This window comes from Mucisphaera sp. (assembly GCF_965279675.1).
Lineage (GTDB): Bacteria > Planctomycetota > Phycisphaerae > Phycisphaerales > Phycisphaeraceae > Mucisphaera.
Genome location: NZ_CBDIIJ010000002.1, coordinates 3,096,177 through 3,118,407, shown reverse-complemented (window position 1 = coordinate 3,118,407; position 22,231 = coordinate 3,096,177). Strand labels below are relative to the sequence as shown.

Below are 22,231 nucleotides of genomic sequence, written 5' to 3'. Positions count from 1 at the left end.
CCATCCATGGTTGTTGGTTGCCGAGCACGCCCCTGAGGGGGCGTGGCACCCGGAGGAGAGAGCCCGTGTCGTTTACTACTTGTTGCGACGGCGGATCATCGTGAGGCCGGCGAGTGCGAGCAGGGCGGCGGTGGTGGGTTCGGGGATGGTGTTGGATTGGCCGAAGTTGGTGGCGAGGAGGGAGAGGTCGATGAGGTCGACGACGGTGTCGCCTGAGATATCGCCCTGGGCCCAGCCGGTGTTTTCGTTGCCGAAGTTGGTGGCGAGGTTGGAGAGGTCGATGAGGTCGACGGAGCCGTCGAGGTTGGTGTCGCCGAGGAAGGTGTTGGCGAGGAGGGTGACGAGGTGGACGACGTCGGTGTCGTCGGTCTGGCCGTCGATGTTGAAGTCGAGGGCGGGGTCGGTGAGGTTGGCGTAGAGAAGGTCGATGTCGGCAGCGTCGAGGGTGCCGTCGCGGTTGATGTCGCCTGGGGTGGCGGCGTTGAGGATGCGGGCGAGCAGGTCCTCGTATTCGCCGAGGGTGTTGAGGGGGGCTTCGGCGTCGATGAGTGCCTGGCCGAAGGGGGTGAGGTCGAGCAGGTCGAGTCGGCCGTCGCCATTGGCATCGGCGGGGGCTCGGAACTGCGCGTTGTTGGCGTTGAGGAAGAGCTCGAAGAGTTCGACGTCGCGGACTTCGTAGGTGTCGTCGGCGTCGAGGTCGCCGATGCCGGAGCCGAAGTCGGTGGCGATGCTGAGGCCGGTGAGGTGCTGGATGCTGCGGCGGCCGGAGCGTTCGAAGGTGACGACGGTGATCTTCTGGTTGCCGGAGGTGAGGTCGTTGATGTTGCGTCCCCAGAGGCGGCGGTCGAGGAGGTCGATGCGTCCGGCGCCGTTGTTTTCGATGGCTTCGAGCAGCTGCTGGTCGGTGATGCTGGCGCCGAGGTTGACGAAGACGTGGACGGAATTGGCGGTGCCGTCGAGTGATTCGAGGATCAGCTGGCGGTCGCGGTCGTCGGGGGCGTCGATGCCTTCGAGGGAGACGAAGCTGACTTCGGGGTCTTCGCGGTCGATGTAGATGACCTGGCGGAAGTCGGTGAAGACGGCGGGCTCGTTGGCGGCTCGTTGGCGGAAGACGCGGGTGGTGATGTAGTGCTGGCCTTCGCCTAGGAGGTCGGTGTCGATGGTCTGCTGATAGAGGCCGTTGCCATCGGGCTGGAAGAAACCGGGGTTGTTGACCTGGGTGAAGTCTTCGAAGCCGTAGAGGACGGAGTTGGGGGTGACGTGGTCGACGTTGCCGTTGTTGTTGCCGTCTAGTCCGTCGTTGAGTTTGAAGGCTGCGTAGTCGCCATCGGCGGGCTGGTCGCGGAAGGATCCGAGGAGGTTGACGGCGTTGGTGTTGACGTTGATGGTGAAGGTATCGGTGTCGATGATGGTGATGTCGGTGAGGCGGGTTTCGCCGTTGAGCCGGTCATCGGTGAGCGGATCGCCGGTGAGGGTGGGTGGCTCGGCGTCGATGATGTTGGTGATGGGCTGGTTGTTGGGATCGAGGAAGCTCATCTGTCCCTGGGGGCCGGAGACGCCATAGATGAGGTAGCCGTTGCCGTGCTCGATGCCGTTGACGTTGAGGTTGTGGGGGATGCGGACGTCGATGGTACCGTCGGGCTTGACGACGACGAGTGAGGGGAGTTCGTCGGTGGGGTCGGTGTTTGGATCGGCGGCGTTGCCGGTGAGTTCGATGAGGGGTGTGCCGGGTGCGAAGGCGGTCTGGACGGTTCGGCTGTCGAAGCCGGCATCGAGTCGGTTGGAGAGGAGGACGATGGCTGAGTTTTCGCGTTCGAAGACGAGGATTTCTTTTTCGTCGCCTGAGGGTGTGCGGTCGAGGTAGTTGCCTCGTCCGTGTGTGTTTCGGATGTTGGTGAGGGTGGTGATCTGGTTGCCGAAGACCCCGCCGAGCGCGTCGCCACGGCCGGGCTTGGGGAAGTCTCGGAAGCCGTCTTCGAGTTTTTCGCCGTTGAAGTAGACGATGGCCTGGCCGGGTCGCATGAGCATGTAGGCGTGTGCGACGTTGTTGAGGTAGGCGGGTCCGTCGTCGTGTGACTGGACGAAGGCGACGCCTTGCGAGCCGTTGTTGGCGAAGCCGTCGTCGAAGACGTCGAAGGAGGCGTTTTTGACGTCGCGCCAGTCGTTGGCGATGCCGTTGCCGGAGAGGTTGTCGCGGACGGCGAAGAAGAAGCCGAAGTCGAGGGCGTCGCGGTTGCCGCCGAGTTCGTTGAGGTTGTTGTTGTCGATGTCCTTGCGGATGTAGCTGTTGATGAACTCGGAGCGGTTGTCGCCGCCGGTTTCGGAGAAGGAGAAGATGTGGTCGGGAGAGCCGTCGAGGAGGGGCTCGGGCTTGGCGAGGAAGGAACCTTGGTCGAGGAAGTCGAGGACCCAGGGCTCGAAGTGGCGGACGGCGTCGAAGCGGAAGCCGTCGACGCCGACTTCCTGGATCATCCAGCGGATGTTGCGGATGAGGAGGCCGGTAGCGTTTTCGGTGACGGGGTCGCCGGCGAGGGGGTTTTGCTGGTTGAAGTTGTAGAGGGTGACGTTCTGGTTCAGACGTGGGTCGAAGACTGTGGTACCGCCGAGGTCCTGGTCGGTGTAGAAGCGGGCGTTGTTGGGATCGGGGATGTCGTGGAAAGATCCGGAGGGGATGTTGCGGGGGTCGGCGGGGTCGACGGGATGGCGGATGAACTGGTAGTTCTTTTCGTGGGCGATATCGATGAGTCCGGCGAGTCGGTAGACCTTTTCGTCGGGGGTGGGGATGTCGATGTCGAAGGCGGGGGGGCGGAAGTCGCCGAAGGGATCGGTGGGGAGTTGGGTGACGAAGCCGGGGTAATCGCCTGCGGCGACGAAGCCGGGTGAGGTGTGGTCGGAGAAGCCGTTGTGGTTCGGGATGAAGTCGGTGTTGACCTTGATGCCGGCCTGGTGGGCGGAGTCGACGAGGGTTTTGAGGCCGCCGGCTGTGCCGTAGAGGGTTGGGTTGCCGGGTGTGCCGAGGTCGAATCGGTCGAAGACGTCGTAGCCGACGGAGAGTCCGCCGGAGTCGGCGCGGTTGGGCGGGGGTAGCCAGAGTCGTCCGTAGCCGGCGGAGAAGATGTCGGCCATGCGGTCGTCGATGGTGGTCCAGTCGAGGTCGAAGACCTGGAGGATGGGCTGTGCGGAGGTGTTTTCTGCGTGGGCGGTTCTGGCGGAGAGGAAGAGGGCAGCCAGGAGGCAGAGCAGGGCGGTCACGGCTCGGCTTGGGATTGGTCTCGTGTTGGTCACGGGGCGGCTCCTGTCGGTCGTGGTTTGGTTGGGGGAGAAAAAAGGGCGCTCAGGCTTTCACCCAAGCGCCCTTAAAAAGCAATGGGCTATCGCATCGTTCGGGCGTTGTGCCCGGGGTACTGATTAGCGACGGCGGGTCAGTGCGAGACCGGCGAGGCCGAGGAGTGCGGCCGAGGCGGGCTCTGGGACGACGACGGTGAAGAACTGATCGCCGGCGTACTGGTTGAAGTCGATGCCGGCGAGGTTGCCGGTAAAGCCACCGCCACCGTCACCGCCGAGGTTGCCCTGGGGAGCGGGCAGACCGCCGAGGATCTGGTTGGAGTGGAAATTGTTGTCGCCGTTGCCGACAGCGGCGTGGATCTTGATGACGTCGCCGGCGGTGAAGGTGCCGAGGTCGGCGAGGGCGATGGAGAACTCGAGGCCGGTGGTGACGGCGGCTGCGGCGACGGGGTCGGCCGCGGCGGTGCCACCGAGGACGCCGGCGACGTTGGAGTTGTCCATGGCGAAGAGGACGTCCTGGGTGAGGAAGGTGCCTGCGTCGGCGCCGGTGGTGGCGGTTCCGCCGATGGCGGCGATGGTGCCGAGCTGTCCGGCGTTGCCGGCGGAGCTGCCGAAGTTGCCGAGCTCAGCGCCGGGGGCGGAGTTTGCGCGGTCGACGATGTCGACCTCGAAGTTGCCGCCGCCCGTACGGGCGAACATGTGGTAGTCGGCTTCGAAGCCGGCGTCGAAGGTGAGTCCGCCGAAGTTGGAGGCGACGTCGCCGAAGTCGTAGGCGAGGCTGCCGTCGAGGGTGTTTTCGCCGCCGGCCTTCGAGTCGATGAAAATGGAGATCTTGTTGAAGTTGGTTTCGATGTTGCCAGTCAGCGTGACGTAGAGCCGGTCGTTGGCGACGGTGGCGTAGGCGGCGTTGAGTTCGCTGAAGTTGTCGCCGAACTGTGTTTCGACAGTCTGAACGGCGAGGGGGGCGCCGTACATGGCGTCGACGGTGCCGTCGATGACGGGTGCGGCGAAGGCGGGGGCTGCGAGGCCGAGAGCGATCAGGGATGCGGTGGTGCGGATCATGGTTTTCTCCAACTCCGTTAAGGGAATGATTGCTGAGATCAGCGTTTCGAGGCTTGTTTTTCGGCCGGCGTACGCTCCGGCCAGTGAATCGTTTAACTTGGGGTTCGATGGTTGTTTGCAGAAGCGGGCGTGTTACTCGCCTGATTGAGTCATTACTCCTCCTATTAAACGCCGATTTTTGGTTTACGTCAACCGAAAATGGCAAAGTTTTGGGGTTGCTGTTGGGGAGAGGGGTGGGTTTGCTGATTTCTGGTGGTCTGCGGGTCGGGTGGGAGGCGAGAATATGCCTTGAATCCGCTAGACAGTGTTGATCCGTTTTACTATGGTGTTAAACTCAGGCATGAGTCGTCTCTAGTTTTCTGATTTTCTCCATCTTGCCCAGCCTGCCTAGAGAGCTTTTTATGGCCACCTCCAGTAGTTCGCCTCGCGTGCCCACTTCGGGTGTCTCCGGGGAGGAGACGAGCGCTTCTCCGAAGCGTGCGAAGCGTGTGAGCATGCGTGAGGTGGCGGCGCACTCGAATGTGTCGGTTGCGACGGTTTCGATGGTGCTGAACAACAACCCGCGTATTTCGCGGGCGACGCAGCAGCGGGTGCGTCGGTCGATGGATGATCTGGGGTATCGGCCGGACCGGGTTGCGCAGAGCCTGTCGAGCACGTACACGCGTCTGATCGCGGTGATGATCCCGCCTCTCAGTCATGCGTTTGCGGATGCGTATTTCGGTGAGATCATCTCGGGGATTTATGACCGGGCTGCGCGGCTGGGTCACAAGATCTTGCTGGAGCAGGCGAAGCCGAAGTTCATCGAGTCGGGGCAGCACATCGAGCTGGTTGAGCGGCGGTTTGTGGATGGGATTCTGTGCCTGGGCTTCATTGAGAATTACGAGTTCATGCATGACCTGGTGGATCGCGATCAGCCGGTGCTGGCTGTGAACACGCAGTTCAATGATCTAGACGTGGATACGGTGGTGTGTGACTACTCGGCGGGGGCCGAGCAGGTGATGCACTGCCTGCGGCAGCTGGGGCACAAGAAGGTGGGGATGGTGATTGGCGGGAGTCATGGGGTGACGACGCAGGACATCCTGGCGGTGTTTCGGGCGAGCATGGAGGAGGAGGGGACGTTCGATCCGAGTCTGGTGGTGGATGGTCGCTATTCGGAGACGGGGGGTGCGGAGGCGGCTCGTCAGCTGATGGAGCGTCATCCGGATCTGACGGCGATTTTTGCGAGCAATGACAAGATGGCCATGGGTGCGGTGCATTATCTGCATCAGAGTGGCCGTCAGGTGCCGACGGACGTGTCGGTGGTTGGTTTCGACAATCTGTATATGAGTCAGTTTCTGAATCCGCCTCTGACGACGGTGCATCTGCCTCTGTATGACCTGGGTGATGTGGCGTGCGAGCGGTTGATTCAGCGTGTTCGCGGCCGGCAGGACCCGGTGGCGGAGTTGTTGCCGACGCACCTGATTTTGCGGGAATCAACGGCGATTGCGGCGGGGCGGTAGCTCCTCCGATTGCCCCCAGACTTCCGTCTGGGGCTCGTGGCGTAGGCACCTTGGCTTGGGCCTGGGGCTCGTGTGTGTCTGGTGTTCGTTGTTTTGGTTTGATCGATTACGTAGCTGATTTATGCTCAGGGACTTGCGTCCGGGCGTTGATGATTCGGTTTGAAAGGGCGATCGATTGCAAGATGCAGCTAAGGGTGACGCTCGGGTGCCGGTCTGGGTGTTGGTGGTTTTTCCTTTCGTGATGACGGTGGCCCTGGTGGTGGGGATGCTGTCGCTTGGCGATGCTCGGGTCGGGGTTGCGCAGGTGATGGAGGAGGTGACGGGGCTTGAGCTTCGTTATGAGGGGGCGGATGGGGTGGAGGCTTTGACGCCGCTTCGGTCGGACGGGTTGCTGGAGGCGGGGAAGGTGTATGCGGTTCTGGAGGGCCTGGATTCGGAGACGGATGTGCGGGTGGTAGGTGAGGATGGGGCTGTGCTGGCGATGCTGCGTGTTCGTCCGCGTCATCATCAGGTGGCAGTGGCGTTTTCGCCTAGCGGTCCGGCGCTGGAGCAGCTGGATGGGTTGTGGAAGTCGTTCGGTTATCAGCCGGGTCCGATGGATGAGGGTTTGCGGGGTGTGTCGGTGGGTGGGTCGTTTAATAACTGGTCGTCCTCGGTGCATCCGATGACGGCGCAGGCGGAGGGTGGGTACTGGACGATGGTTCGGCTGGACCCCGGGGTGCACTATTACAAGCTGGTGCTGGATCGTGGCGGTGAGCCGGTGTGGATGAATGACCCGGCGAGTGATGTCGCACTGGAGGAGCCGGATGGTCACGGGGGAGTGAACTCGGCGTTTTTGCTGGGTCCGGATGTGCGGCGGCTGCCGGCGCCGATGCCTGACCACATTCAGAGCCGAGGGCTGGGGCATGATGGGGGTGATCGTGGGGAGGCTGCTTTGGCGGGTGAGGGGATGGCTCGGCTGGCGGTGCGGGTGCAGCCGGGCGATATCGAGGAGGCTTTGGTGTGGACGGACCCGGAGGGTGCGGGCGACTGGGTTTCGGCGGGGTTGGATCGTGGGGTGGCGGCGGGCGGGTTTGAGCGGTGGGGTGGTTTTGCGCCGCTGGAGGCGGATCGGGGGTTGTACTACTTCGAGCTGATTGATGGGGATGCGCGGGTTTTTTATGCGCGGGGCGATGCGGTGGTGGATCGTGAGGCGGCGGAGATTCTGGCGTATCGAGCACCGGAGGCTTCGAAGGCGGTGACGCCCGACTGGGCGAGGGACGTGGTTTGGTATCAGATCTTTCCGGAGCGGTTTCGCAATGGCGATCCGTCGAATGATCCGGGGGCGAAGGACTACGAGACGCTGATTGAGGACTGGCGGAGTGACTGGTGGGAGACGCAGCCGGGCGAGGTGGCGGGCGAGGAGAACTTTTATGAGGGGGCGGGGAATGTATGGCGGCGGCGGTATGGCGGCGATCTTCAGGGGGTGAAGGAGAAGCTCGGCTATCTGAAAGAGCTAGGGGTGACGGCGATCTACTTCAACCCGATTTTCGAGGGGTCGTCGATGCACAAGTATGACGCGAGCGATTTCCGTCATATCGATGACAACTTCGGGGTGGTGGGTGACTGGCCGGTGTTGTCGGAGACGGATGATCCGAGCACGTGGATGTGGACGGGTTCGGATCGTGTGTTCCTGGATTTTCTGGCCGAGGCGAAGTCGCAGGGATTTCGGGTGGTGATTGACGGGGTGTTCAATCACGTGGGGCGGAATCACTATGCGTTTATCGATGTGCTGGAGAACGGCAAGCGGTCAAAGTATGCGGGGTGGTTTGCGATCACGGATTGGGGGGATCCGTCGTTGTGGGGGCATCCGGAGCCGTATGAGGTGCATGGGAAGCCGGGCGGGATTCAGTGGGTGGCGTGGGATGGTCCGAGCGGTCATCTGCCGAAGTTCAAGCAGGATCCGGTGCTGGGTCTGGCTGCGGGCCCGCGGCAGCACATGCTGGATATCACGCGTCGGTGGATGGCACCGGATGGTGATGTGAGCAAGGGGATTGATGGGTGGCGCCTGGACGTGGCGAACGAGGTGCCGATGGTTTTCTGGCGAGACTGGCGTCGGTTGGTGAAGTCGATCAACCCGGATGCGTTTATTGCGGGTGAGATCTGGAGTGACGCGACGGTGTGGCTGGAGGGGGATCAGTTCGATGCGGTGATGAACTACCGGTTCGCGGATGCGGCGCACGATTTCTTTGTGGATCGGGAGCAGGCGATCACGGCGAGCGCGTTTGGGGAGCGGCTGCTGGCGTTGTCGCTGGCGTATCCGTTTGAGGTGTCGTTGGTGCAGATGAATCTGTTTGATTCGCACGACACGGATCGGCTGGCGTCGATGCTGATGAATCCGGATCGTCCTTATGACGGGGCGAATCGGCTGCAGGACACGGGGCCGGATTATCACAAGGGCCCGCCAAGTGAAGAGGCGTATCAGCGGATGATTCAGGCGGTGGTGTGCCAGATGACGTATCTGGGGGCTCCGATGATTTACTACGGGAATGAGGTGGGGATGTATTCGCCTGACGATCCGTCGAATCGGATGCCGATGTGGTGGGAGGATCTGATGCCTTATGCGGATCCGGACCAGCGGATTCGTGAGGATGTTTTTGAGGCGCATCAGAGGTTGATTGCGGTGCGGACGGCGCTTCGGCCTTTGCGTCGGGGGGTGTTTCGGGTGCAGTCGGCGGATGATGCGGCGGGCGTGCTGGTGTATGAGCGGGTTGAGGGGGATGAACGGGTGGTGGTCGCGCTCAATCGGAGTCCGGAGGCGCGGACGGTTCGGGTGGAGCTTGATCCGGATCGTGCGCACGTGGACTGGTTTGAATCGGCGCACGTGCGTGTGGTGATGGATGAGGCGAGTGGGCGGCCGAAGGCGATCGCGGTGGCGCGGATCGGGTTGCGTGGGACGATTGATGTGGCGTTGGAGCCGTGGGGTTCTGCGATTCTGGCTCCGGTTCCGCCGGCTGCTGTTGCGGAAGGTGTTCGTCGATGAAGCTCTGGGATGTCCCGCGATGGTTGTTGGGGTTGGCGGCGGCGTTGATTGTCGTTTGGGCGGTGATCGATGTGGGGGCGCGGACATGGGGGATGTGGGCGGAGCGGTGGTCGGATACGCGTCCGGTGCTGACGGTGTTGCACTGGGGGGATACGGATGAGGTGGCGATTGTTGAGGCGCTGGTGCAGGCGTATCGGGATGCGAATCCGGATGTGCGTGTGGAGCGTCTGCATGCGAGTGATTACGACTCGAAGCTGAAGACGATGCTGGCGGCGGGGACCCCGCCTGATCTGTTTTATCTGCGGTATGAGGACATGCCGGATTTTGCGCGGGCGGGGATGCTGCTGAATCTGGAGCCGTATCTCGCGGAGGATCGTGCGGCGGGTGAGGCGGGCTGGATTGAGGATGTGTTTCCGATTCTGCTGGATGCGTTTCGTTGGGACGCGGATGCGGAGCGTGTGGGGTCGGGGGATCTGTATGGGGTGGCGAAGGACTTCACGCCTTTGTTGATGTACGCGAATCTGGATCTGTTTCGGCGGGCGGGGGTGTCGATTCCATATGAGGGTTGGACGTGGGATGAGTTTGCGGAGGCGATGGCGAAGATCACGGCGCTTGGGGATCCGGATGATCCGAACGAGCGGATCTTTGGTGGGATTTTCAAGACGTGGCCTGCGGTTTTGCGGGTGCTTGTGTGGAACTTCGGGGGTGATTTCTTTGGGGGCGACAACGGGGATGCGTTTACGGATGTGACGGTTGATGGTGAGGGGGCGCAGGAGGCGCTGGCGTACATTCGTCGGTTGCGGATGGAGGAGGGGACGATTTTCAATGCGACGGGTTTGAGTCAGGATGAGGATGATCTGTTTCGGCGGGGTCGGATCGGGGTGATGGGGCCGGTGGGGCGGTGGTATACGCCTCGGTTCCGGAAGATTGAGGATTTTGATTGGGATGTGGTGCCGGTTCCGCATAAGGAGGGAACGGAGCCGGTGACGGGGATTGCGACGGTGGCGTGGTCGATTGCTTCGCAGTCGGCTTATCCGGATGAGGCTTATGAGCTGCTGAAGTTCATGTGTGCGGGTGAGGGTCAGGAGCGGTTGGCGGAGTTGGGGCTGGCGGTGCCGGTGATGCGGAGCGTGGCTTATTCGGAGTCGTTCCTGACGCCTGGCGAGAAGCCGGAGAACGCGGAGCTGTTTCTGGAGTTGGCGGAGACGGCGCGGCTGGCGATGAACCCGCTTAATCGGCGGTTTGACCAGATTCTCGAGCAGGAGTTGGCGAAGACGATTCGGTTGGATGAGATGACGCCAGCGGAGGCGGCGGCGGAGGTGGAGCGTCAGTGGCTGGCTGAGTTGGCTTCGCCCTTGCAGACGCGTGACTATCCGGTGATGCCCTGGGCGTGGGTGGGTGGAGCGGCGGTGGTGCTGGTGGGTGCGGTGATTTTTGTGGGGTGGTGGTTTGCTCGGAAGCAGAAGCTGGGTGCGATCGACCGGGCTCAGGAGCGGACGGGGTTTTTGTTTATTGGGCCGTGGCTGCTGGGATTTGTGTTGTTTTTGCTGGGGCCGATGGTGGTGTCGCTGCTGCTAAGTCTGACGTCGTGGTCGGCGATGGCGCCGCTTAGCAGTGCTCGGTTTGTGGGGCTGGATAATTACATTCACATGTTCCGGTACGACGAGCAGGTGGGGCAGGCGCTTTGGGTGACGTTCTATTACACGATCCTGGCGGTACCCATTGTTCAGACGGCGGCGATTTTGGTGGCGGTGATGATGAACGCGAAGGTGCCGGGGATTGCGTTTTTCAGGACGGCTTACTTTGTGCCATCGGTGGTGACGGGTGTGGCGTTGGTGACGCTTTGGATCACGATTTTCAATACGGATGAGGGCTTGTTGAATCTGGTGCTGCGGCAGATTCTGGAGCCGGTGAATGCGGTGACGGGTTGGGCTTGGGAGCCGCCTGACTGGTTTGGTGTGGACGGGGCGGTGTTTGCGATGCCGGCGTTGGTGCTGATGACGGTTTGGGGTGTGGGTGGGGGGATGATTATCTATCTGGCGGGTTTGAAGAACATTCCTGAGTCGTTGTATGAGGCGGCGCGGATTGATGGTGCGGGGGCGGTTCGTCAGTTCGTGAACATCACGCTGCCGATGTTGTCTCCGTTGATCTTCTTCAATGTGATCATGGGGATCATTGGTTCGTTCCAGGTGTTTACGCAGGCTTATGTGATTCGTGGGTCGACGGGCGGGACGGATGAGAACCTGTTGTTCTATGTGCTTTATCTGTATGACCACGCGTTTCGGAATCACAACATGGGTTATGCGTCGGCGTTGGCGTGGGTGCTGTTTTTGCTGGTGCTGGTGTTGACGCTGTTTGTTTTCCGCGGATCGAAGGGTCTGGTGCATTATGAGGGGCTGCGATCATGAGCGGTGAGCAGGCGGTTGTCAGCGAGAGGGATGCGGCGCGGGCTGAGGCACTTCATCGGGCTTACCGTCCGAAGCGGTTTCGGAGTGGGGGTGATGTGGCGACGTACCTGCTGCTTTTGGTGGGGGCGACGCTGCTGCTGATTCCGTTCTTCTGGATGGTTTCGAACTCGCTGAAGACGGACCAGGAGATTTCGGAGATCGGGAAGGTGCTGCCTAGCGATCCGCAGTGGGGTAACTATGCGGACTCGTTGGAACTGATGGGGATGGACGTGGGGGCGTGGGCGTTTCCGGCGCTCTCGAACACGGTGGTGATCACGGTGCTGAGTGTGGTGGGGGCGGTGTTTTCGTCGTCGCTGGTGGGTTTTGGGTTTGCGCGGTTTCGGTTTCGGGGACGGGACCCGCTGTTCATGTTGATGTTGGCGACGATGATGTTGCCGCCTCAGGTGACGATGATTCCGGTGTTTTTGCTGTTTCGGCAGATGGGTTGGATCGACACGATGCTGCCTCTGGTGGTGCCGATGTTCTTCGGGCAGCCGTTTTTCATTTTCATGTTCCGTCAGTTCTTTTCGCAGCTGCCTGAGGAGTTGCTGGAGGCGGCGCGGATTGATGGGGCTTCGCCTTTTGGGATTTACTGGCGGATCATGCTTCCTTTGAGTTGGCCGGTGATTGCGATCGTGGCGATTTACACGTTCATGTTTGCGTGGAACGACTTCATGAACCCGCTGATTTATCTGAACTCGCCTGAGAACCGGACGCTGGCGTTGGAGCTGAACAGTTTCAATGGGCAGTATGGGGTTCAGAATCGTGAGCTGTTGATGGCGGCGTCTTGTGTGACGATGCTGCCTTGTGTGTTGTTGTTCTTTGCGGCTCAGCGGTACTTTGTGGGGAATGCGGCGGAGGCTGGGGTGAAGGGGTGAGTTGAAAGGGAGGCTTGCTGGTGCCCTGAATTTGCGTTCGGGGATCTTTGGAGGGGTAGCACTCCGGGCTTGCGCCTGGGGCCCGTGAGGGGGAGTTTGCTTGCTGTGAGTTGATTGTTGTTGGGTGATTTGAAGCAGGGCCGCGGTGGCACACCAGGGCTCGAATGTGCATTGCTTATTGCGTGGCTTAACCGCGGGTTTATGCGAGGAGCTTGCGAAGGGGCACCGAGATTTCTATCTGTGGTTTGTGATGGGGATTGCTGGTCGTTCTATCCAGGGCTTGTGGGGGTGATGTGATGGCCGAAGGTGTTCGCGCATGAAAAAAGCGTCCGCCTGTCGGGCGGACGCCTGTCGTTTTGAACGGATGATCGAGGTTACTGTGACTTGATGTTGAGGGGTGTCAGGAGCACGTTGGTGGCTCCTTCGGGGTTGACCGAGCCGCCATGGCCGTCAGCGTAGAAGATGTTCATGTTGCTGCCGTGGCGTCCTCCGAAGCTTTCAAGCCCCGGAAGTGTTTGGCCGTCGACCGGCAGTTTGGCTCGGAATCTTGCATCGGCATAGTGCCCAGCAAGTGTTCCGGGGTTATCGACTCCAACGGCCCGGTGTCCTGCACTGGAAATAAACACCGTGTCATTCCAGACATGGATGCCGCCCTGTGTCTGGACACGAGCATCGTTCTCTGACCTTGTGCCTAGATCGCCGTACAGCATGGTTTGGGATGGTGCTTTGATCGCGTTCTGGTTACCGCCAACTGGCAAACCATCGGCAGAAGGTGACTGGTATGGGAGGATGGTGTTAGCGCCTCGCATCGAGAAGTTATTAGTCGAGCGGTTGAGAGCTGTGATGTCAACATTGACACCATAGGACAGGGGCAGGAAGTTATCCGGCGGTGTAATGTCGCCATTTTCTCCGGCAGCGTTGAGGTCAACGATATAGCCTGGGAAATCCGTATTCAGTCCCGGGTCAGCGGGGCAGAGAAAGACCTCAGGATTATTTTGCTGAAACTGTGAGGCAGGCCCTTGATCCCAGAAGGTGTCGTTCTGCCCGCCACCGAGGTAAGGGATCAAGGCCGATGCATGATCTTTCAGGGTTAGTGGATCGCTGGCGTTGCCGGTTGCTCGGAATGCAAACTTGTCTCTGTCAAAGCCGAATTCGTCTTCTACCCAGTCTGTTTCTGCCGTGACGGGGAACAGGTCCTGGTACTCGACTGCGAAAACACTGGCAGCGACGGTTTGCTGGCGTCCGTTGGAGAGGCAGGCGGCGGAGCGGGCGGTGTTTCGGGCGGCTCCCAGGGCCGGGAGGAGGATGCCGATGAGGAGGGCGATGATGGAGATCACCACGAGGAGTTCGATGAGGGTGAAGCCTTGGAGGCGTGGGTGTGTTTTCTGGAGGCCAGGGATCATGGTTTGCTCCTTCTTGAGCTGTGAGTCGTTGTCGCGAGTCGGGTGGTTGGTTTAAACGGTTCACCCTTTGACCGTGCAAGAATCCGTTTTGAGGCTCTTTTCCTGTGACTGGTATCGGGCAGATGCGGTTTAGCTGAGCAGCCTTGAGACATCGAAATCTGCTTATTTCCTATAAGCATAAGCGCGAGTGGTCGGGCGTCAAGTGCGAATCAATCAGAAAAGTCGACCTATTTTGCCTTCTGGTGGAGCTCAAGAGCGTGCTGCGCGGGTGGGGCGGCGGTTTATCTGGGTCTTGTGGGAAAAGTCTGCCCGGATTGGGTTATGCGGCTTGCTTAAGCGGTTCACTGGGGTTATCTTTTGCGATAGAAGGTCGGAGGGCCTTCTGTGTCTCGCCTTGTTGTTTCGCACGTGGGTCGTTGACCTGTCCGCAAGTTTCTTTTTTCTCATACCCCTGGAGGTTGAATCATGAGATCCCTGTCCATCGCTGGTTTCGCGTCTGCTTTTGCTTTTGCCGGTGTGGCGAGTGCCCAGCCGGTTATCGATGGTTTTCTGGACACCGAGTTCTACGGCACGGCGTTGTCGGTGCAGAACACGAACACGGGTTTTGGCGACAGCAGCCTGGGCCAAGCTGAATTTGCCAATGGCTCTGAGCTGGATGCTTTTTACGCACGGGTGGAGGGGGACAACCTTTACGGGTTCATCGCTGGGAACCTTGAGAGCAACTTCAACAAGCTGGTCATCATGTTTGACTCTGTTGATGGTGGTGTGAACCAGTTGCTGAATGATCCTGAGGACCCGCTCGCCGATCTGGACTTTGGGATTGGTGGTTTCAACAACGGTTTGCGTTCGCTGAGCGGCATCACGTTTGATGCTGGCTTCGAGGCGGACTACATGCTGGCGCTGACGCACGGCACGGAATCGATTGATGATCCGGGCAATCCGTTTGCTCCTTCGGGCTGGTTGCTCTCGGCTCACTTCGCTGAGCTGGTTCCGCAGTCGCAGAATCCGGCGGCTGGTTATGCGGGCGGCACGAGCGCCCCGGGTGCCCAGGGCGTTGAGGTGAACTTTGTGGATGCCAGCTCGGCTGACCCGATTACGACGCCTATTGAGCAGTTCTTCATCACGCCCAGCGGTGGTCGTGCGGCTGCGGATAACAGCGCGTTCGGCATCAAGGCCCAGATCAACAACGAGAATGCGTTTGCCGATGATGGCGATCCTGAGAACCCGGTACCGACCGCCGGTGGTGTGATCGGCAATGGTGGCAGCGACATCGCTGATCCCGAGTTTGTGGCTCTGGCCGGTCAGGTGATGACGGGTGCGGAGTTCATGATTCCGCTTTCGACGCTTGGTACGTCGGCGGGTGCTGGTGACATCAAGATTCACGCGCACGTGAACGGCAGTGAGTATTCCTATCTGTCGAACCAGGTGAACGGCGAGGGTGTGCTTCAGGGCAACATCGGCGGCGATGGTTCGGGTGGGTTCATTGGTGGTGACAACCCGCTTTCGGGCGTGGATTTCAACACCTTTGCCGGCGATCAGTTTGATGTGGTGGCCAACGGCGGTTCGAGCCTGATCCCGGGCGATGCGAACGGCGATGGGTTTGTGGACCTGATCGACCTGTCGATTCTGGCGACGAACTTTGATCCTGCTGGCAGCGGGTTCACGGTCGCCGAGGGCGACTTCAACGGTGATACCGTGGTTGACCTGATCGACCTGTCGATTCTGGCGTCGAACTTTGCTCCTGCGGGCGTGGTTCCCGAGCCTGCTTCGGCGGCACTGTTGGGTCTGTCGGCGCTGGCGTTTGTGCGTCGTCGCTGATGTGAGTGCTGATTTACCCTGAGTTGATAAGCCCCGGCGCTTCGGCGTCGGGGTTTTTTTGTGATTGTTCGGTGGAGCGCGCAGTTTTGGGGTTGGGTCTGCGTATTGGAGGTTATCAGGGGATTTTGGGGTGTTTGATTCTGATTAGGTGTTATGCTTCTATTTGGACAGATGGCTTGTTAGGCTTGGCTGTGGGATGTGATTCATTTTCCCGTTGGCCGGGCAGGTAGAGAAGGGTTTTCGCTTTTGGGCGAGTGGTAGCAACAATTTTGAGAAGGGATCTCGCGATGAAGACGAGTACAGGTTGTCTATTGGCTGCGGCGTTGTTGGCGAGTGCGGGGACGGCTTCGGGTCTGAACATCAATCTGACGTTTGACGCGGGGGCTTCGGATAACCCGGCCTCGGACCCGGCGGCGGCTGAGTTGATTTCGATGATGCAGTGGGCTGCGAACTACTGGGAGGATATCATCGAGGATAGCGGGACGCTGAACATTCGGTACTTCTGGACCGACCTTGATGACAATGTGCTTGGGGACCATCTCAATACGGGGACGTCGGGGGGCAAGCCGACGGATGCTCGGATTCGACTGGATACGACGCTTAGCAACGGCAATGCGCGGCTGTGGTATTACGACCAGACGCCCGGCAACAACAGCGAGTTTGACATCGAGCAAACGCTTTACCGTGATCTGACGGGAACGCAGCAGGCCAACTGGTTTAATGGGGCTCCGCAGTTGTTTGAGGTGGGCTACCGGGGTGATGCGCGCTCGACGGCGCCGGCAGCGGCGAGGAACGGCTTTGATTTGCTCAGCACGGTGATTCATGAGTTGGGTCATGCGGTGGGGCTGACGGGGAATGTGTCGAGCGGGGAGTATGCGGACGGGGATTATGATGTGCCGACGTCGCTGACCAACGGGATCACGACGGGGATCGAGGGTGATTTCCACGTGGAGGCTCAGACGGCGTTGATGTGCGGTGGTTGTGGTGCGTCTGGGGTTCGTCGTTTGCCGACGGCGACGGATGTGCTGGCTGCGGCGACGGGCTCGGGTTGGAACGATATTGATTTGCCGCGTCAGGACATGCTTTCTGCGGGTGATATGCGGAACGCGTTTGAGTGGGTGGGTGGTCAGGTTCCTGGGGGAGCGGACGAGGCTTACATCAGGCATGGCGGGACGGCGCAGATTACGACACCCGGGACGTTCTTCGCCACGAGCCTTTTTGTGGGTGACGGGTCGGATGTTCAGACGAATGACGACAAGATCGACATCGCGAATACGGTGACGATTCAGCGGGCGGCGGGTGATGGATCGACGCAGATTTTTGTTGAGGTTGGTGGTGAGCTTGAGGCGACGGATGTGATCGTCAACGGTGGTGAGCTTGATATGACCGGCGGGCTGGCGGATATCGCCGATGATCTCGACACCGAGGTTTTTGATGGACTGATCGGGGAGGTGAACGGGAACGGTACGGTGGATGTGGCGGGTACGTTCCGGAATGACGGGCGGATTCGTCCTGATGGCGGCCGGTTGACGTTTGTGTCGGCCAACGGGACGAACGCCTGGGACCTGGATGGTACGGGTGGCGATGGCCTTGTGGACGCGAGTGTGGGGGATATCACCTTTGCCTCAGGTGGCGTGGCGGATCCGTTTGATGGTGTGATGACGGTGGGTGATGGTCAGGACATCACGTTCAATGTGGATTGGGAGTTGGGCGTTGGGGGTGTGCTGAACCTGAACGGTGGGGCGACGATCTCCGAGGATGCTGAGATTCTCGGTACGGGGACGACGATCCTGGCGGGTGTGGTGAATGTGGATGGCTTTACGGCGATCGACACGCCAGTGATTGTGGAGTCGACGGCGACGGTGAACATCCCGGATTCGGATGACCAGTTGACGCTCGGCAATTCGACGGGGGATTCGATTACTTACAACGGCGGGACGTTTACGGGTACGGGGACGCTTGTTCAGAATGGTGACGCGACGGTATCGTCGGGTTCGACGGTGACGATTCAGACGTGGACGTTCGACTGGGATGGCGGGACGATCTCGGATACGACGCTGGAGAGTAATTCGCAGATGGACATCACTGGTCGTGGGATCAATGATGCACACGACGGGGTGATTACGATCGGCAGTGGGGCGGTTTTGAACGTCAATACGCGGGCGCCTCTGATTATTAACCCTCTTGCTGAGGGAGATAGCCCAGATGTGGGCGGTTCGGGGATCATCATCAACCCGATTCTTTTCCCGGTGGCGTGGACGCTTAGCGGGACGATGAACATGAATGGCGGTGACCTTGAGGGGTCGCGGATGATTGTGGGAGATGGTGGTACGGGCACGGTGAATGCTCTGTCTGGTACGAACGAAATCTTTGCGCCGGTCACGTTTACGAGCACGTCGGTGACGAACACGACGAGTGTTCTGGAGCTTGAGGGTACTGCGATCTTTGAAGGGGGGACGCATACGGGTACGGGTACGCTTCGGTTCAATTCCAACGTGACGATTGCGGCTGACACGGTGATTTCGACGGACACGCTTGACTGGGATGGGAGCAGTGGCGGGGACAGCGTGACGACGGTGAATGATGGGGTGGTGTTTACGATCAACTCGGATGTGATCGATATCGTTAGTGATCCGTATGGTGGCACGCTGAACATCAACGGCGGTCGTGCCAGTGTTAATACGGCTGCCACCTGGGATCTCGATGGCACGATCAATATGGTGCACGCCGGGTCGGGGACGCCATTCCTCACGGGTACTGAGGTGAGGATAGTTCCTGGCGGTGTGATTAATGTTTCTGGTTCGGGTGGTCAGTCGCAGATTGGCGCGGACGTGCATCTGGATGACGGATCGATTGTGGTTGAGGCGGATGCGAGCGTTCGGGCTCAGGGCTTCATGGAGCTCGCGGGCGGAACGATCACGGGTGCCGGTACGTTCCTGCAGAGTGACGCTTCGGTCACGGCGCCGACGACGGTAGATGTGACGCGTTACGACCTGGACGGGACTGCGGGGCCAGGTGCTTCCTTGAATCTGATCTCGCAGCTGACGATTGACAGCGACTACATTGAGAGTTCGGGAACCAGCAATGCTTATGACGGCATGCTGGGTTTTGGGCTGTTTGGCCGTCTTACGGTGAACACGCTGGGGTCGTGGGTGGCGGACGGGCCGGTGACGTTCAATTCGATTTCGACGGGCTGGGATGTGATTGTGGGTCAAGCGGTTCGATTCAGTAATACGATCAGTGTTGATGGCTTCCCGCAGGTGCGTGCTCGGGCGACGTTTGATTCGGATGTTGTGATGACATTTGTGGATGCTTCGGCGCAATTCCGGCTGGAGCACAACGGCAGTTTGAACCGGATCGAGGGTGGGATCATCCGGGCGGGAGGCACACTAGCGGCTAATAATTTTGCCGATCTCCATGGGTTCGGGTCGATTGCTTCGACGGTGAATTTCCTGGTTGGCTCGGACCTGATGGCGGACGATGGGACACTGAATGTTGACGGGGCTGCCGTGACGAGTGTCGGCACGATCGGGACGGCGGATACGGATGGTGTTCTGCGGTTCACGACGCCTTTCAACACCGGCGTGGCGTCCGTGCTTGAGCTGAATGGCGGGTCGGTGACCGGTTCGGAGATCACCAATGATGGGATCACGCGGGGGCGTGGTTCCATCACCACGGAGGGCTTTAACAACACCGGCGTGCTTGAGGGTGTGGGTGGTCTGCTGATCGTGGCGACGACGCCTCGGGCTGATATCGATGGGACCCCGGAGACGGGGATCGTGCGTGCGACGCAGGGGAGTATTCAGTACGTCAACACAAACACTCTGTTTGGTTTCGATACACAGATGGAGATCGGCGGCCCGTGGTATTTCCAGATCACGGATGGCAGGCTCCTGATGAGGCCCGGTTCGGACTTGTTTATGACCGGTGGGCGGCTTATCGCTCCCATCCTGGAACTAGACGGTAATCTCGACGTGAACAGTGCGACGACGTCGATCCTGCAGTCGCCTGACACGACCTTCTTCTCAGGCAGCGTCAACAACGTAGATACCGATCTGCAGATTCTGGGTGGGGCGACGGTTCGATCGGGAGCGGGTTTTGCTGGGACGGGTCGGATGCTGGTTTCGTCGAGTTCTTCGCTGGCTTTGCTGAATGGCGCGGATGTGGGGATCGAGGTGGTGAATCAGGGGTTGCTGACGGTTGGCTCTTCGCCTGGGATTGCTGGGGTGAATGAGTTCACGCAGACGGTCACCGGAACGTTAGAGATGGAGATTGACAGTCCTGCTGGGGCCGGCGTGGGCCATGATTTGCTGGAGGTGACCTTCGACGGGTTCCTTGGCGGTGAGTTGTCGCTGCTGATGGGTTACGAGCCGGATTATGGGGATGCCTTCAAGCTGATCACGACGGATGGTGGTGACCTGTTTGATACGTTCGATGTGATTACGGGTCTGGTGGTGACGCCTGACAAGTACATGGCGGTGATCTACGACAATATGCAGCTGGTGCTGGCGATCGCGGCGCTGCCGGGTGATGCGAACCTCGATGGTACGGTGGACCTGATTGACCTGTCGTTGCTGGCATCCGGTTTTGGTGATCTCGGGACGTGGGCGACGGGTGACTTTGATGGCAGTGGCAAGGTGGATCTGGTGGACCTGTCGCTTCTGGCGAGTAATTTCGGTGCTGTGGTGCCGTTGCCTGAGCCGGGGATGGGTGCGTTGCTGGGTCTGGGGCTGGCGGGGCTCCGGAGGCGTCGGGCGGCATGAGGCTGGTTTGAGTTGCGTTTTAAGAAGCCCTGCCTCTTGGGAGGCGGGGCTTTTTCGTTTGATCGGTGGGTACTGGTGTTGCTCAGGTCGTTGTCCCAAGGCTTGCGCCTTGGGCTCGTGAAGGGGGTGGCGTTGTTGGGGCTGTGTGGTGTTTGGTTGGTCGAAGCGTGAAGCACCCCAGGCTCGCGCCTGGGGCTCGTGTTGGGGGTGGGCTGATTGATGGTCTTGTGGGCTGGTTTTTGGGAAGTCCCGGCCGCGTCGCGACCGGGTTGGGGGCCATACCCGGCAGTCGGCCAGGTGCCTTCTGGAGGTGGCTGATCTTTCGTGGGTGGTCCATGTCTTGGGGCTTTTGGGGTCGTGGCGGGGTGGGTGCCGATATTCGGGGTAACTGAGGTCGTATCTGGAGCCTGGTATGGGTCGGAAGGTTCATGTGGTGCTTGGTGGGGGTGGGTTTATTGGCGGTCACCTGGTCTCGCGGCTGGTTGAGCGCGGGGAGCGGGTGCGGGCGGTGGACATCAAGCCGGTGGGGGAGTGGTTTGTGCGTGAGGCGGGGGTGGAGGAGATGGTGCTGGATTTGCGGGAGGCGGAGGCTTGTCGGGTGGCTTGTCGGGAGGCGGGGACGGTTTACAACCTGGCGGCAGATATGGGTGGGATGGGGTTTATCGAGAACAACAAGGCGTTGTGCATGCTGTCGGTGCTGATCAACACGCATGCGCTGATGGCGGCTCGTGATGCGGAGGTGGAGCGGTATTTCTTTGCGTCCTCGGCTTGTGTGTACAACGCTGACAAGCAGGTGTCGGCGGATGTGACGGCGCTGCGGGAGTCGGATGCTTATCCGGCGATGCCTGAGGATGGGTATGGGTGGGAGAAGCTGTTTGGGGAGCGGATGTGCCGGCACTTCATGGAGGATTTCGGGCTGGAGGCTCGGGTGGCTCGGTTCCACAATGTGTATGGGCCGGAGGGGACGTGGGAAGGGGGGCGGGAGAAGGCGCCTGCGGCGATCTGCCGGAAGGTGGCCGAGGCGGAGCTGTCGGGGCGGTATGAGATTGAGATTTGGGGGGATGGGACGCAGACGCGTAGCTTTACGTACATCGATGATTGTCTGGAAGGGATCGAGCGGCTGATGGCGAGTGAGTGTCGGGAGCCGATCAATCTGGGGTCGGACGAGTTGGTGTCGATTGATGGGTTGGTGTCGCTGGTTGAGGGGATCGCTGGGGTGCGGCTGGAGCGGCGGTACAACGTTGATGCGCCGAAGGGTGTGAACGGGCGGAACAGTGACAATCGGATGATCGAGGAGCGGCTGGGGTGGTCGCCTGGGATTGGTCTGGCGGAGGGGATGGCGAAGACGTATGCGTGGGTTCGGGAGCGGGTGGCGGAGCGGATGGAGGCGAGCGGGGGTGGGTTGCGGCGGGTGGCTTAGGGGTAGCTCAAATAATGATCACCACTATCAGAGTTCATTGTGGATAGGGTCACGCTGGCATGATGTTGTTTTGCACCAGTAGCCAGTGAGCTATTCACAGTAGCCCTAGCATCTTAAAGGTGGAGTATTTTGACTTAATCTTGAAGTACATCTTTCATCGCTTGTATCGTCTTATTCCTAATGTGCTCAACTGCATCTACGGTTAGTTCTGTGATTGCCAGATGTAATCTTTTTTCAGCTTCCGTTATCCATTCGAGTGCTTCAGCTTCAGTACTAAAGCCTTCGGGAACTCGCATCATTACATCGAGTTTAACTTCGGCACACAAGGAATCTGGTTCTTCTCTATCAAGATCTCGCAGCGTCGTGTATTCGCTCTGGACTTTGACTTCTACTCCGTAGTTTTCTTGAATTTGCATCATCAATTCATCGTTCATCGCTGACTCCTGGAAGCGTACTGATTCTATCCATAATATCATAATAACTAATATAATTTTATTGCTAAGTCGAAGTGGCTTGGGTAAGTGAAGCCCTACTGGCCGGCTTAGGAGGTGTTTGATGAGCAGCCGGTGCTTCGGATTCGAGCGGAGGGATAGGGTGGTTTGGTCACGGCTTTTCCAGTTGCTGCGTAAGAAAC

The 22,231-nt window shown here is 59.8% G+C and carries 11 protein-coding genes; 7 read left to right on the top strand and 4 right to left on the bottom strand.

Translation table 11 applies throughout. From position 1 onward, the window contains the following. Positions 1-75: 75 nt before the first annotated feature. Positions 76-3,285, bottom strand: a complete 3,210-nt coding sequence (locus ACQZAB_RS13375; RefSeq protein ID WP_428390017.1) for an alpha-amylase family glycosyl hydrolase — start codon at positions 3,283-3,285, stop codon at positions 76-78. 123 nt (positions 3,286-3,408) lie between these two features. Next, positions 3,409-4,347 (bottom strand): PEP-CTERM sorting domain-containing protein, encoded by a 939-nt coding sequence (locus ACQZAB_RS13370; RefSeq protein ID WP_428390016.1) that lies wholly within the window; start codon positions 4,345-4,347, stop codon positions 3,409-3,411. Positions 4,348-4,748: 401 nt separating this feature from the next. Between ACQZAB_RS13370 and ACQZAB_RS13365 the strand changes: the two genes are divergently transcribed. The 4 genes from ACQZAB_RS13365 to ACQZAB_RS13350 all read left to right on the top strand — a co-directional run bounded on the left by ACQZAB_RS13365 (position 4,749) and on the right by ACQZAB_RS13350 (position 12,193). After that, positions 4,749-5,846 (top strand): LacI family DNA-binding transcriptional regulator, encoded by a 1,098-nt coding sequence (locus tag ACQZAB_RS13365; RefSeq protein WP_428390015.1) that lies wholly within the window; start codon positions 4,749-4,751, stop codon positions 5,844-5,846. 175 nt (positions 5,847-6,021) lie between these two features. Continuing rightward, positions 6,022-8,868: an alpha-amylase family glycosyl hydrolase gene (locus tag ACQZAB_RS13360; RefSeq protein ID WP_428390014.1), complete on the top strand. Its 2,847-nt coding sequence runs from the start codon at positions 6,022-6,024 to the stop codon at positions 8,866-8,868. Beyond that, positions 8,865-11,276, top strand: coding sequence for an extracellular solute-binding protein (locus ACQZAB_RS13355; protein ID WP_428390013.1), 2,412 nt, complete (start codon positions 8,865-8,867; stop codon positions 11,274-11,276). Before ACQZAB_RS13360 ends, ACQZAB_RS13355 begins: the two co-directional genes overlap by 4 nt. Continuing rightward, a complete protein-coding gene (locus tag ACQZAB_RS13350) occupies positions 11,273-12,193 on the top strand; it encodes a carbohydrate ABC transporter permease (RefSeq protein WP_428390012.1) in 921 nt (306 codons plus the stop codon). The genes ACQZAB_RS13355 and ACQZAB_RS13350 overlap by 4 nt, the downstream gene beginning before the upstream one ends. Positions 12,194-12,567: 374 nt before the next feature. Here ACQZAB_RS13350 and ACQZAB_RS13345 read toward each other — a convergent pair whose 3' ends face one another. Continuing rightward, positions 12,568-13,596 (bottom strand): type II secretion system protein, encoded by a 1,029-nt coding sequence (locus tag ACQZAB_RS13345; protein WP_428390011.1) that lies wholly within the window; start codon positions 13,594-13,596, stop codon positions 12,568-12,570. A gap of 465 nt (positions 13,597-14,061) precedes the next feature. Here ACQZAB_RS13345 and ACQZAB_RS13340 point away from each other — a divergent pair, with 465 nt between their 5' ends. From ACQZAB_RS13340 to ACQZAB_RS13330, 3 genes are all read left to right on the top strand, one after another. Beyond that, entirely contained in the window at positions 14,062-15,414 is a 1,353-nt protein-coding gene (locus ACQZAB_RS13340) for a dockerin type I domain-containing protein (protein ID WP_428390010.1), read from the top strand. A 287-nt stretch (positions 15,415-15,701) separates the two neighbouring features. Next, complete coding sequence (locus ACQZAB_RS13335; RefSeq protein ID WP_428390009.1) at positions 15,702-20,177, top strand: hypothetical protein; 4,476 nt, start codon at positions 15,702-15,704, stop codon at positions 20,175-20,177. 412 nt (positions 20,178-20,589) lie between these two features. Further along, positions 20,590-21,597, top strand: a complete 1,008-nt coding sequence (locus tag ACQZAB_RS13330; RefSeq protein ID WP_428390008.1) for an NAD-dependent epimerase/dehydratase family protein — start codon at positions 20,590-20,592, stop codon at positions 21,595-21,597. A gap of 134 nt (positions 21,598-21,731) precedes the next feature. On the opposite strand, the gene ACQZAB_RS13325 is transcribed toward ACQZAB_RS13330, so the two are convergent. Further along, entirely contained in the window at positions 21,732-22,031 is a 300-nt protein-coding gene (locus tag ACQZAB_RS13325) for a hypothetical protein (RefSeq protein ID WP_428390007.1), read from the bottom strand. Positions 22,032-22,231: the final 200 nt, after the last annotated feature.